Source organism: Mycobacterium sp. (genome assembly GCF_049673265.1).
GTDB lineage: Bacteria > Actinomycetota > Actinomycetes > Mycobacteriales > Mycobacteriaceae > Mycobacterium.
The window spans coordinates 1-12,870 of the sequence record NZ_JBATXN010000136.1 but is presented as its reverse complement, the minus strand read 5'-3'; the positions used below and the strand labels follow the sequence as shown (position 1 = coordinate 12,870).

The following is a 12,870-nucleotide window of genomic DNA, read 5'->3' as shown; positions in this document are numbered from 1 at the left end:
TGGCGGGGCAGAATCGCCGCGCGAAACGTGGCTGCGCCTGCTGCTCATCCGCGCCGGCTTTCCTCCGCCGCAGACCCAGATCCCCGTATACGACGAGTACGGCCAGCTGGTCGCGGTCCTCGACATGGGTTGGGAAGACATCAAGCTCGCCGTCGAGTACGACGGTGACCACCACTGGACCGAGCGTCGGCAATTTAATAAAGACATCAGCCGTGCCGAAGCACTGACCGATCTGGGCTGGATCGACGTTCGGGTGACGGCTGAAGACACAGAAGGTGGCGTAATCGCCCGGGTATCGACGGCCTGGCAACGCCGAACGTGCACTCCTGGTGGCAGATCGTCCCGAATCTCGCCATGAATGCACGCTCGTTCACCCTCCAACCGGCCTCGCGCCGCGCGAGAGGGGAGAACACTGGCGAGATGGACCGAGACGGCAGGCGCCCGAGGCGGCTTCACGTTTCCGCTTTGGCGGCGGTGGCGAACCCGTCGTACTCGCGCATCGATACCTGGAACCTGCTCGACGACGCGTGCCATCAGCTCGCCGTGGTCGACCGGGCCGGGCTGGACACCAGCCACGAAGCGGCCAGGGCGAAGCGTCTGATCAACCGCCTCAGCGCCTATGAGCGTTATTGGATATATCCCGGCGCGGAGAACTTGGCGACATTCCGCGAGTATCTGGACAACCTGGCCACGGTGAGCCTCGAGGAGAAGGTGTCGCTCGCGGTGCGGCTACTGTCCGAATACGGCGACCGCGCAGCGCTGTTCGACACATCGACGTCGTTGGCCGATCAGGAATTGGTGGCGCGGGCCAAAGAACAGCAGTTCTACACGGTTCTGCTCGCCGATGATTCCCCGCCGACGGCTCCCGAGGGCTTGGCGGAATCGCTGCGCGCGCTGCGCAATCCCAGCGACGACATGCAAATCGAATTCCTGATCGTTACCAGCGTCGAGGACGCCATCACCGCGGTCGCGTTGAACGGGGAGATTCAGGCTGCGATCATTCGCCACGACATTCCGCTGCGGTCGCGGGACCGGGTCCCGCTGATGAACTCATTGCTCGGCGTCAACGACAAAGTGGTGGCCACCGACCGCACCCACGACTGGGAGGAATGCGGCGAATGGATCCACGAGCTGCGGCCGAGCATCGACCTTTACCTGCTCACCGACGAATCGATCGCCGCCGAAACCGAGGATGTGCCCGACGTCTACGCCCGGACCTTCTACCGGCTCAACGACGTCACTGATCTGTACAGCACCGTTCTCGCCGGTATCCGAAGTCGTTACACCACACCGTTTTTCGATGCACTACGGGCTTATGCGGCACGGCCGGCCGGTCAATTCCACGCCCTTCCGGTCGCGCGCGGCGCCAGCATCTTCAACTCGAAATCGCTGCAGGACATGGGCGAGTTCTACGGCCGCAACATTTTCATGGCCGAGACGTCGACCACCTCGGGCGGGCTGGACTCGCTGCTGGACCCGCACGGCAACATCAAGGCTGCGATCGAAAAGGCAGCCAAAACCTGGAACGCCGACCACACGTATTTCGTCACCAACGGGACATCGACCGCCAACAAGATCGTCGTGCAAGCGCTCACCCGGCCCGGCGACATCGTCCTGATCGACCGCAATTGCCACAAGTCGCATCACTACGGCCTGGTACTCGCCGGGGCTTACCCGCTGTATCTGGACGCCTACGAACTGCAGCCGTATGCGATCTACGGCGCTGTGCCGCTGCCCGTCATCAAGAAGGCACTGCTTGATCTGGAGGCGGCCGGACAGCTGGACCGGGTGCGCATGCTGCTGCTCACCAACTGCACCTTCGACGGTGTCGTCTATAACCCGCGGCGGGTGATGGAGGAAGTGCTGGCGATCAAGCCGGACATCTGCTTCCTGTGGGACGAGGCGTGGTACGCGTTCGCCACCGCGGTGCCGTGGGCGCGCCAGCGCACTGCGATGGTCGCCGCCGAGCACCTCGAAACGATGCTGTCGTCTCCGGCCTATGCGCGGGAGTACCAAACGTGGTGCGCCGAGATGCAAGGGCTCGATCGCTCGGAGTGGATCGACCATCGGTTAATGCCCGACCCGAGCCTGGCGCGCGTGCGGGTCTACGCCACCCACTCCACCCACAAGTCGCTGTCGGCGCTTCGGCAGGCGTCGATGATCCACGTCCGTGACCAGGCTTTCGAAGCGCTCACCCGCGATATGTTCCTCGAGGCGTTCTTGACCCACACGTCGACGTCGCCCAACCAACAGCTGTTGGCGTCGCTGGATTTGGCGCGCCGGCAAGTCGATATCGAAGGGTTCCAACTGGTCCGAAGCGTCTATGACATGGCCCTGGTCTTTCGTCACCGGGTTCGCAAAGACCGGTTGATCGGCAAGTGGTTCCGTATTCTCGACGAGTCCGATCTGGTGCCCGACGAATTCCGGCTCTCAGCGGTCAGCTCTTATCGTCAGGTGCGGCAGGGCGCGTTGGCGGAGTGGAACGAGGCATGGCGTTCGGATCAGTTCGTGCTCGATCCAACGCGGGTCACGCTGTATCTCGGTCAGACCGGCATGAACGGATACGACTTTCGCGAGAAGATCCTGATGGACCGGTTCGGGATCCAGATCAACAAGACGTCGATCAACAGCGTGCTGTTGATCTTCACCATTGGTGTCACCTGGTCGAGCGTGCACTATCTGCTCGATGTGTTGCGTCGGGTGGCCACCGATTTCGATCGCATCCAGGGCGCGGCCAGCAGGGACGATCGCGCTTTGCACCAACGTCGGGTGGAGGAGATCACCGAGGATCTGCCGCCACTGCCGGACTTCAGCAAATTCGATGCAGCGTTCCGACCAGGCGGCGCAAGCACATTCGGTGACATGCGCGCGGCGTTCTACGCCGGATACGAGGAGTCCGACCGCGAGCACGTCCTGGTCGGTGAGGCCGGGCGGCGGCTCGCCGAGGGCAAGGTTCTGGTGTCCACCACGTTCGTCGTGCCCTACCCGCCCGGCTTCCCGGTCCTGGTTCCGGGGCAGGTCGTCTCCAAGGAAATCGTGTATTTCCTTGCTCAACTCGACGTCAAGGAGATCCACGGATACGACCCCGACTTAGGGTTGTCGGTTTTCACCGAAGCAGCGCTGAAACGGATTACCGCGGCCCGGCAGGCGATTGCCGAGGCGAACGGACAGGGCAACGCGTCTCAGGTGGCGATGGCACAGACGCAGGCCATCAACCGCTAATAGGCAGGCTCATTTTGCTCAGGCGGATCGGAAACTGGGTGTTCGCCGATAGGTGGCGCAATGATCGGCGCGCTGCGGGTTTCGGCTGGTAGCGGCGGAGTTGGCGGCGGCGCAATGCGCTGCGTGCCGGTGTGAACGTAGTCGGCTGGCCAGGGCAGATCCGCCAACGTCGATAGCGTGACGGCGTGGCCGCAGCCGTACCATTGCCGATTCGCCAACCGCGGGCCGATCGCGCTCGTCAGGTCGCCGACGTGCTGCGCCACCAGATCCACTCCGGCGTCTACGACGACGGGCTGCCGGCTGAGCTCGCCCTGGCGGCGGAGTTCTCGGTGTCTCGCAACACCATTCGGGCGGCGCTGACCACACTGAAGAACGAAGGGCTGATCGATCGCGGACCGAAGGTCGGCACACATGTCGCGCAGCGCAAATACGACCACCGACTCGACACGCTGCTAGGGCTGAAAGAAACCTTCAAAACCTACGGCGACGTCCGCAACGAGGTACGTGCGGCAATGGTCGTGTCCGCGCCGCCGTCAGTGGCACAGCGGCTGCGACTCGAGCCGGGCCGGCAGGTGGTGTTCATCGAACGGCTGCGCTATCTCGGCGGCCTGCCGTTGAGCCTCGACCTGACCTATCTGACACCCGACGTCGGCGCCGAGGTCCTGGCCCAGCCGCTGGAGACCAACGACGTGTTTGCGCTGATCGAGCAGCTCACCGGCCACCGTCTGGGCTCGGCGTCGTTGGCCCTGGAGGCTATCCCCGCCGACGCGCACTCCGCGGCCGCGCTGCAGGTGCCGGACGGAGCCGCGCTGCTGATGCTCGAGCGGCTCACCAGCCTGGACGACGGCACACCTATCGACCTGGAGTACATCCGGATGCGTGGTGATCGAATCACCATGCGCGGCAACCTGATAAGGAGCACGCCATGACGCTGGTCAACCACCGCGCCGACGTCCCCGTCACCATCGACGAGTCGCTGTGTATCGACGGTTGCACGCTGTGCGTCGAGATCTGTCCGCTGGACTCACTCGCGATCAATCCCGACACCGGAAAAGCCTTCATGCATGTCGACGAATGCTGGTACTGCGGCCCGTGCGCAGCCCGTTGTCCGACGGGCGCAGTGACGGTCAATATGCCCTACCTGATTCGCTGAAATCCACTGAAATTCGCTGCCCCCTAGGATATTTCATGAGAAAATCCGTCGCCAGGCTGGCCTCGGCTGCGGCCGCGTTCGCCGTGGTCGCCGCCGGCTGCGCACTGGACTCCGCGAATGCGGTGAACGTGGTCGTGGGCTATCAGTCCAAAACCATCAACACCGTTACCGCGGGCACGCTGCTGCGGGCTCAGGGCTACCTGGAGCATCGGCTGGCCGACGTGACCAAGCGCACCGGTACCCGCTACCACGTGGTGTGGGAGGACTACGACACCGGCGCGCCGATCACGGCGCAAATGGTCGCCGAAAAGATCGACATTGGCTCGATGGGCGACTACCCGATGCTAATCAACGGATCCAAGACACAGGCGAACCCGCGCGCGGCCACCGAGATCGTCTCGGTGACTGGCTACAACGCCAAGGGCGCACTGAACATGGTTGTGGTCGCCCCGAATTCGACGGCAACCGCGGTGACCGACCTGGCCGGTAAGAAAATCTCGGCCAGCGTCGGGTCGGCCGGTCACGGGACGCTGGTACGAGCGCTGGCAGGCGCCGGCATCAATCCCAGCACCGGGGTGGAAGTGCTCAACCAACAACCTCAGGTCGGCGCCTCTGCGCTGGAATCAGGGCAGGCTCAGGCACTTTCACAGTTCGTTGCATGGCCGGGCCTGCTGGTTTACCAGGACAAGGCCAAGCTGCTCTATGACGGCGCGGAGTTGAACTACCCGACCCTGCACGGCGTGGTGGTGCGTCGTGGATATGCGGCCACCCACCCCGAGGTGCTTGACGCGTTCCTGCAAGCTCAGCTCGACGCAACCGACTTCATCAATTCACAACCGCTGGAAGCGGCGCGAATCGTCGCCCAGGGCAGTGGGCTGCCGCAAGAGGTCGTCTACCTCTACAACGGCCCGGGCGGCACGTCGTTCGACACCACGCTCAAGTCGTCGCTGGTTGACGCGCTGAAAAACGATGTGCCGTACCTGAAGTCGATCGGCGACTTCGCCAGCCTCGACGTGGCGAATTTCGTGCAAGATGGCCCGCTGCGGAAAGTGTTCGCCGACCGCAAGCTCACCTACGACACGGCGTTGCGCGCCACCCCGGCGGCACGGGGAAGCGAGCTCTGGCTGGACGGATCGGACACCACCCAGCCGGTCGCCAATCCGGGCAGCCTGCTCAAAGCCGTCCGCGACGCGACCGCCCGCGGTGCGCACGTGCGCGCCGCCTATGTCCCCGACAGTGAGCTGGGCACTCGATGGTTCGCGGACAAGTCAGCCTGGGTGCGTGACGGCACGAACTACTTGCCGTTCGACACCATCGCAGGAGCGCAGCGCTACGTTGCCGCGCACCCGGGTAGCAGCGCCATCGACTACCAGCAGGCATTGGCAGGTGCAGTGTGACCGCCATCGAAGTGGGGATCGAAGGCCCGAAAGTCGCGGTGCCGGTGGCCCCAAAAGACCCAGTCGTCAAGCCGCGACGGCCCGATGCGGTGTGGCGGTCACGGCTGCTGCGGTTGGTTTCGGTTGCGGCCGCAATTGGCTTGTGGCAGTTGCTCACCGCCGGACACGTCCGTCTCTGGCTGCGATTCGACACGCTGCCGACCGTCACCGAGATCGTTGGCGCGTTGACGCGCGCGCTCGGTACCGACGCCTACTGGCTTGACCTGGCCCAGTCGCTGATCCGCATCCTCACCGGGTTCGGGCTTGCGGCCGTTGTGGGCGTGGCAACCGGCATCATGCTGGGCCGGTCGCGGCTTATCGGCGATCTGCTGGGTCCGCTGACCGAGCTGGCCCGGCCGATTCCGGCGATCGCGGTGGTGCCGGTGGCCATCCTGCTGTTTCCCACCGATGAGACCGGGATCGTCTTCATCACGTTCCTCGCGGCGTATTTCCCGATCATGGTCAGCACCCGGCACGCGGTGCGGGCGCTGCCGACGCTGTGGGAGGACTCGGTGCGCACCTTGGGTGGTGGCCGCTGGGACGTGCTGACTCAGGTCGTGGTGCCGGGCATCCTTCCGGGTGTGTTCGGCGGCCTGTCGGTCGGTATGGGGGTGGCGTGGATCTGCGTGATATCGGCCGAGATGATCTCGGGCCGGCTCGGGGTCGGCTACCGGACTTGGCAGGCATACACGGTGCTGGCCTACCCGCAGGTGTTCGTCGGCATCATCACCATCGGGGTGCTCGGGTTCGCCACCTCGGCGGCGGTGGAGCTGATCGGTCGCCGGGCGACGCGATGGCTGCCGCGCAGTGAGGAGAACGCACGATGACGGCTGGTATGAGCCTCGAGCTGGATCGAGTGCGGTTGTGCTACAGCGGCGTTGCGGTCATCGATGAGTTGAGCCTGATGGTGAGGCCGGGGGAGATCCTGGTGCTCACCGGACCGTCGGGCTGCGGTAAGACCACCGTGCTGCGCGCGTTGGCGGGCCTGCTGACACCTGACGCCGGCCGGGTGCTGGCTGACGGCACCGAGGTCACCGGCACATCAGCGGATCGTGGGGTGGTGTTCCAGGACAACGCGCTGCTGCCGTGGCGCAGCGTGCGATCCAACATCGAGTTGGCGCTGCGGCTGCGCGGTGAACCGCGAGCCACCCGCGCCGTGCAGGCCGATCGCTGGATCGCCGAGCTCGGCCTGACCGGTTTCAATGATTACCTGCCCAAGAACCTTTCGGGCGGCATGCGTCAGCGCGTCCAGCTCGCCCGCGGGCTGGCCGGCGCGCCCCGCGCGGTGATGATGGACGAGCCGTTCGGCGCTCTGGATACCCAGACCCGCGCGGCCATGCAGCGCCTGCTGATCGAGTCCTGGCGTGCTCATCCGACGACGATCGTGTTCGTCACGCACGACGTCGACGAAGCATTGGAGCTGGGGGATCGGGTCGCGGTACTGGGCCGGGCCGGGCAGCCGCTGCGGGCGCTGGTCGACGTACCGCAGCCTCGCAGTGATCGGGCACACCCCGAGCTTCACGCGGAAATCATTGCCGCACTGCATCATTTGGCGGCTGTCTGATGCAGATTCCTGATCCGACGGAACCGATTCGGCTGGACTGCGACGTGTTGGTTATCGGCGGCGGCACCGCGGGCACCATGGCCGCGCTGACCGCGGCCGAGCACGGCGCACAGGTGCTGCTGCTGGAGAAGGCGCATGTGCGGCATTCCGGGGCGCTGGCGATGGGGATGGACGGCGTCAACAACGCCGTCATCCCTGGCAAAGCCGTACCCGAGGACTACGTCGCTGAAATCACCCGCGCCAACGACGGAATCGTCAACCAGCGCACCGTGTATCAGACCGCCACCCGCGGGTTCGCGATGGTGCAACGGCTGGAGCGTTACGGGGTGAAGTTCGAAAAGGACGAGCACGGCGAGTACGCGGTGCGACGGGTGCACCGCTCCGGGTCCTACGTGTTGCCGATGCCCGAGGGCAAAGACGTCAAAAAGGCGCTGTACCGGGTATTGAGGCAGCGGTCGATGCGGGAGAAAATCCGGATCGAAAATCGGCTGATGCCTGTTCGAGTGTTGGTCGACGACGGCCGAGTAGTTGGTGCGGCCGCATTGCATACTCGGACCGGCGAATTCGTCGCCGTCGGCGCCAAGGCAGTGATCCTGGCCACCGGCGCCTGCGGACGGTTGGGCCTGCCCGCATCGGGATACCTCTACGGCACCTACGAGAACCCGACCAATGCCGGCGACGGCTATTCGATGGCCTACCACGCCGGGGCCGAACTGTCCGGAATCGAGTGTTTTCAGGTCAATCCGCTGATCAAGGATTACAACGGTCCGGCGTGCGCATATGTGGCCAACCCCTTTGGCGGCTATCAGGTCAATGCGCTCGGTGAACGGTTTGTCGACTCCGATTACTGGTCGGGGCAGATGATGGCCGAGGTGCGCAGCGAGATCGAGTCCGCGCGTGGACCGATCTACCTGAAGGTGTCGCACCTGCCCGACGAGACGCTGACCGCGCTGGAGAGCATCCTGCACACCACCGAGCGGCCCACCCGCGGGACGTTTCACGCCAACCGCGGGCACGACTACCGCACCCACGACGTGGAGATGCACATCTCCGAAATCGGGTTATGTTCTGGGCATTCCGCATCCGGGGTGTGGGTCGACGAGCATGCCCGCACCACGGTGCCGGGTCTGTACGCCGCGGGGGACCTGGCCTGCGTCCCGCACAACTACATGATCGGCGCATTCGTCTTCGGCGATCTGGCCGGCGCACACGCGGCGTCAACGCTGCCCGATGTTGTCGCACCGCAACAGCTCCCACAACGCCAACTGGATGACGCTCATGAGCTGATCTACCGTCCGCTGCGTCACCCCGACGGGCCGCCGCAGCCGCAGGTCGAGTACAAGCTGCGGCGATTCGTCAACGACTATGTGGCGCCGCCCAAGTCGGCGGCCAAGCTATCCATCGCGGTGCACACGTTCGAGCGGATGCGCGATGAAATCGCCGAGATGGGCGCCCGCACGCCGCACGAGCTGATGCGTAGTGTCGAGGTGTCCTTCATCCGTGATTGCGCCGAGCTGGCAGCCCGCTCGTCGCTGACCCGCACCGAATCGCGTTGGGGTCTTTACCACGAGCGCGCCGACCTGCCGGCCCGCGACGACAACCAGTGGGGATATCACCTCAACCTGCGCAAGGCGTCCGACGGGTCGATGGAGTTCCTCAAGCGTCCGGTGGCGCCGTATTTCGTGTCGGTGCCCGAGTTGGATGCATTGCCGCCGGCCGACCAGACGGTCCGGCCGGTCGAGCAGCCGCCGCTGGTCGGCGGTCGAGCACCGGTCGGCTCGCAATCGCGGGTAGGCGCCCCGGTGCCTGTTGATCCGCCCTCGCCGCGCATTGTCGCGGTGCTGGCCCTCGAGGAGCCGACGGTGTCGGCGTTGGCGGAGTTCCTGGCCGATTCCGACGCCCGCGTGCGCCGCACCGCAGTGGCCACGCTGACTGAGCACATTCCGGACGGCTACGCCACGGCGCTGTTCGATGCGCTCGACGATGCCGACGCCGCGGTGCGCCGGGCCGCCGCCGACGGTGTGCGTGAACTTGTCGAAGTGCTACCGCATCCCGAGGCGGCGCGCGGATTTCTGACCTCGGCTGACGCCGTGGTCCGGGCGGTCAGCATCTATCTGCTGGCCGCGCGCCGCACCGGAGATGTCGACGCGTTCCGGCACGCGCTCAGCGATGTCGACCATCTGGTGCGGATCGAGGCGGTGCGTGCGCTGGTGTCCGTCGACGACGCCACCGGGGTGGCCGCGGCCGCCCGCGACGACAATCGCGAGGTCCGCATCGTCGCGGCCAACGGCCTGGCCAGCCTGCGGACCGGTCACGACGCTGTTCGCCTGCTTTTCGCGGACACCGATCCGCTAGTGCGCGCGGCAGCCTTACAGGCACTAGGTGAATTAGGTTGCAGCCAAGCAGAGTTGACTACAGTCGAGCATGCGCTGCGGGCGCCGGCCTGGCAGGTGCGGGAGGGCGCGGCACGCGCATTGTCGGGCGCGACGGCGCAGCTGGCGGTGGTGCGGTTGGCGCCGATGCTCGTTGATGAGCACCTCGACGTCCGCAAAGCCGCGGTGCTGAGCTTGAGCAGGTGGGCGGATTCAGAAGTCGCGGCGCGGGATGCGCTCAGCGTGGCGCTCAAAGACGACGACGCCGATGTGCGTGCTTACGCCCGCCGGGCGCTGGCCTGAGTTTGGCGAACGTGCAGCCATGGCGAAAAATCCGCCGAAATCCCGCCACAGTTGCACGTTCGGCGCAGAAGCGCCGGCTCAGCGCAGCGATTTGGTGTAGCGCAGGCTGTCGCGCGGTTCGGGCCCGAGGTTGGGGTAGACCACGTGCCGGCTCAGCCGAGTCTCCAGCAGGAACCCGGCCCGCTCTAGCAGTCGCGCTGACCGATCGTTGCCGACGTGGCAGGTGGCCCAGACGCGGTCAACGTCGCCGTCGGCCTGCAGTGCGGCCAGCAGCATCTCAAGGGCTTCGGACATCAAACCCTTGCCCCACCAACGTCGTCCGATGCAATACCCTATTTCGACGGAATGCTCCACCGGGCGCCGGCAGCTGATCATCCCGATGATATCGTCGCTGTGCTGCAGCACGATGACCCAGGTTCGCTCGTCGCCGGGGACGTTGAACTTTTCGGTGATCACCCGCCGTGTTGCCGCCACGTCGGGATGAGGCGTCCACAGCAGATACTTGGTGACCTGAGGATCGCGGGCAACCCGTTGGAATAACGGGCCGGCGTCGTCGAGTACCGGTGGGCGCAGCAGCAGTCGCGGCCCACTGATGCGGTCAGGTGGGAAATCAGCCATCTCGTGAATCTGCGGTCAGAGGCCCAGCGCGCGATAGGTGCGGTGCACGAATTTCGGTTGCACCGCTTGCAGCTTCGCGCGCGACGTGTTGCCCGCAACCGCTGCGGCGGCGTCGCCCGACAACGTGGGCAAGTTCTGGATCAGGTACAGCAGGATCAGGTCCGCGGCCGGATCGGCCTGCCACCACGTCCCGTACGCGCCGGGCCAGCTGAATGTCCCAAGGCCGCCCGGCCCGAACAACGGCGCCGACTTCGCCGGGTCGGTGACCACCGACAGGTTCAGCCCGAACCCGCGGCCGATCCAGAACGGCGCACCGAGAAACGGGTGCTTCTTCTGCTCATCGGTCAGGCGGTCGGTGCGCATCAGCCGCACCGACTCCGGTGACAGCACCCGCACCCCATCCAATGTCCCGTCACGCAAGAGCATTTCGATGAACCGCAGGTAGTCGTCGGCGCTCGACCACAGCCCTCCACCGGCGTTGCAGAACGCCGGTGGTGAGATGTGCGGTTGACCCATCACATCGTGTTGCAGCCGGTCGTTGTCATCGAGCCGGTACATCGTCGCGGCACGACGGCGACCCTCGACCGAAACGAAGAATCCGGTGTCAACCATGCCCAACGGCTGCAGGATCCGCTCGTCGAGCACTTGATGAAACGGCTTGCCCTCGATCCGAGACACCAGCACGCCGATGACATCGATGCCGTGGCTGTAGGTCAGCCGTTCGCCCGGCTGGTGCACCAGCGGCAGCTCGGCAAGTGCGGAGAGCCAAGCATCCGGGCCGCGCCCGAACGGCAGACGAACGTAGGCCCGCGATATCGGTCCGGCTACCGAGAACCCGTATCCCAGGCCGCTGGTGTGCGTGAGCAGGTCCTCGACCAGGATCGCCCGCTGTACCGGATGCGTGCGATCCAGCGGACCGCTCGGATCGTCTAGCACTTGCACATCGGCAAACTCCGGCAGCCAGCGCACGATCGGGTCGCGCAGCGCCAGCTTGCCCTCGTCGACCAGGCTCATCGCCGCCGCGACTGTGACTGGTTTGGTCATCGAGGCGATGCGAAACAACGTGTCGCGCTTCATCGGCAGGTCAGCTTCGATGTCGCGGCGGCCGATCTCGTTGACCTGCAACACTTCTCCGTGCTGCCACACCACGGTTACCGCCCCGGCGAGCAGCCCGGCGTCGCAGGCCTCACGAATGGAGGCCTGATTGCCTTCGAGGTTCACCCGGATCAGGTTAGCTAGTGGCGTTGCGCCCAGACATACCAGGTCGAACACCGGTGGCCCGGTCGCTGGTGTCATGTTGTGGCGCAGCGAATGGACGAAGATGACGGCGAGTCTGGTGATCGTGGGCGCCCGCCTCGCCGTCGGCGTGGCTGCCCCGGGTGTAGTCGCCTTGCCACGGCACTCGCTCTCCTGCAGCAGTGTCCGTCGCTTGCTGGGCTTTCCCCATCTCGTAACGTGAGCGAAGGAAGAACTCATGCTTGCGCTGCAGTTCTTCATCGGACTCGATGTATCTGAGTTCGGGGGCGAAATCTTCAAGGTCGGCTCGGCGCTGCGGGACGATCATGCAGATCGGCTCGTCGACCTCGAATCGCACTGGCATCAGTTTGCGGGTGAATTTCCAGCTCATGCTGAAACTCGCGCTTGCCCAGTCGGTTTCGACTATTCCTTCTAGCGGAGAAACTGCGTCCTTCGGATAGTTTGCCGGTCCACGGACCAACAGGTTGTAGCCCGGAGGAGTTCGAAACAGCATCGGCAGATGCCAGGTCAGCATGCCGTAACCGAAATTGCTTTCGGGCAGAAACTGACCGGCGTCGCGCTTGTCCGGTGCGATCATCACATCCATACGGTCTTCGCGACCGATCCACGTAGCGGTGAACGCGCACGGATTGCGCAGCTCCCAGCCGCTCTGGTTAGCGATGATCATGGGCAAGCACCGATTCGGCCAACCTCGGCGCATCTCTGACATCCACGGCCGATTGATCTGTGCCGGTTTGATCTGCGGCGCATTGCGACGGGTGATGAACCCGATTAGTGGACGGGCCGCCCCAGACGTGTCGCTCATTCGAACCCCGATCGGCGGCGGATGCCCGTTGCCGCAGGCATTGGAATCCCCTTTACCCAGAAATGTCACGCAGGTCCTGCTGCGGCGGCTGAGGCGGCCGTCGATCTCGCAGTGCCGGCTCCGACCATATATGCCTGATG

The 12,870-nt window shown here is 65.1% G+C and carries 10 protein-coding genes and 1 pseudogene; 8 read left to right on the top strand and 3 right to left on the bottom strand.

Features of this window, described 5'->3' with window-relative positions:
* From WBF82_RS04895 to WBF82_RS04860, 8 genes and pseudogenes are all read left to right on the top strand, one after another.
* A pseudogene (locus WBF82_RS04895) lies at positions 1–358 on the top strand (hypothetical protein); the annotation flags it as partial.
* A 62-nt stretch (positions 359–420) separates the two neighbouring features.
* A complete protein-coding gene (locus WBF82_RS04890) occupies positions 421–3,222 on the top strand; it encodes an aminotransferase class I/II-fold pyridoxal phosphate-dependent enzyme (protein ID WP_424381967.1) in 2,802 nt (933 codons plus the stop codon).
* A gap of 185 nt (positions 3,223–3,407) precedes the next feature.
* Positions 3,408–4,151, top strand: coding sequence for a GntR family transcriptional regulator (locus tag WBF82_RS04885; protein WP_424381966.1), 744 nt, complete (start codon positions 3,408–3,410; stop codon positions 4,149–4,151).
* Positions 4,148–4,375 (top strand): 4Fe-4S dicluster domain-containing protein, encoded by a 228-nt coding sequence (locus tag WBF82_RS04880; protein WP_424078592.1) that lies wholly within the window; start codon positions 4,148–4,150, stop codon positions 4,373–4,375. The genes WBF82_RS04885 and WBF82_RS04880 overlap by 4 nt, the downstream gene beginning before the upstream one ends.
* Positions 4,376–4,410: 35 nt before the next feature.
* On the top strand, positions 4,411–5,772 hold the full coding sequence (locus tag WBF82_RS04875) for an ABC transporter substrate-binding protein (protein ID WP_424381965.1): 1,362 nt from the start codon (positions 4,411–4,413) through the stop codon (positions 5,770–5,772).
* Positions 5,773–5,810: 38 nt separating this feature from the next.
* Complete coding sequence (locus tag WBF82_RS04870; RefSeq protein ID WP_424381970.1) at positions 5,811–6,638, top strand: ABC transporter permease; 828 nt, start codon at positions 5,811–5,813, stop codon at positions 6,636–6,638.
* Positions 6,635–7,375: an ABC transporter ATP-binding protein gene (locus WBF82_RS04865; protein ID WP_424381964.1), complete on the top strand. Its 741-nt coding sequence runs from the start codon at positions 6,635–6,637 to the stop codon at positions 7,373–7,375. Before WBF82_RS04870 ends, WBF82_RS04865 begins: the two co-directional genes overlap by 4 nt.
* A complete protein-coding gene (locus WBF82_RS04860; protein ID WP_424381963.1) occupies positions 7,375–10,050 on the top strand; it encodes a fumarate reductase/succinate dehydrogenase flavoprotein subunit in 2,676 nt (891 codons plus the stop codon). Before WBF82_RS04865 ends, WBF82_RS04860 begins: the two co-directional genes overlap by 1 nt.
* Before the next feature lie 78 nt (positions 10,051–10,128).
* Here WBF82_RS04860 and WBF82_RS04855 read toward each other — a convergent pair whose 3' ends face one another.
* From WBF82_RS04855 to WBF82_RS04845, 3 genes are read right to left on the bottom strand one after another with little or no spacing between them, the layout of a single operon-like run.
* Entirely contained in the window at positions 10,129–10,668 is a 540-nt protein-coding gene (locus WBF82_RS04855) for a GNAT family N-acetyltransferase (protein WP_424381962.1), read from the bottom strand.
* 15 nt (positions 10,669–10,683) lie between these two features.
* The gene (locus WBF82_RS04850) at positions 10,684–11,889 is read right to left on the bottom strand and encodes a serine hydrolase domain-containing protein (protein WP_424381969.1); all 1,206 of its coding nucleotides are present in this window, start codon (positions 11,887–11,889) and stop codon (positions 10,684–10,686) included.
* Positions 11,890–11,899: 10 nt separating this feature from the next.
* Complete coding sequence (locus WBF82_RS04845) at positions 11,900–12,730, bottom strand: DUF6065 family protein (protein WP_424381968.1); 831 nt, start codon at positions 12,728–12,730, stop codon at positions 11,900–11,902.
* Positions 12,731–12,870 lie beyond the last annotated feature (140 nt).

Bases quoted from the DNA above. Each gene is read 5' to 3' on its own strand.
- WBF82_RS04865 (WP_424381964.1), top strand. From the start codon at position 6,635: ATGACGGCTGGTATGAGCCTCGAGCTGGATCGAGTGCGGTTGTGCTAC.
- WBF82_RS04860 (WP_424381963.1), top strand. From the start codon at position 7,375: ATGCAGATTCCTGATCCGACGGAACCGATTCGGCTGGACTGCGACGTG.
- WBF82_RS04845 (WP_424381968.1), bottom strand. From the start codon at position 12,730: ATGAGCGACACGTCTGGGGCGGCCCGTCCACTAATCGGGTTCATCACC.
- WBF82_RS04855 (WP_424381962.1), bottom strand. From the start codon at position 10,668: ATGGCTGATTTCCCACCTGACCGCATCAGTGGGCCGCGACTGCTGCTG.
- WBF82_RS04875 (WP_424381965.1), top strand. From the start codon at position 4,411: ATGAGAAAATCCGTCGCCAGGCTGGCCTCGGCTGCGGCCGCGTTCGCC.
- WBF82_RS04890 (WP_424381967.1), top strand. From the start codon at position 421: ATGGACCGAGACGGCAGGCGCCCGAGGCGGCTTCACGTTTCCGCTTTG.
- WBF82_RS04880 (WP_424078592.1), top strand. From the start codon at position 4,148: ATGACGCTGGTCAACCACCGCGCCGACGTCCCCGTCACCATCGACGAG.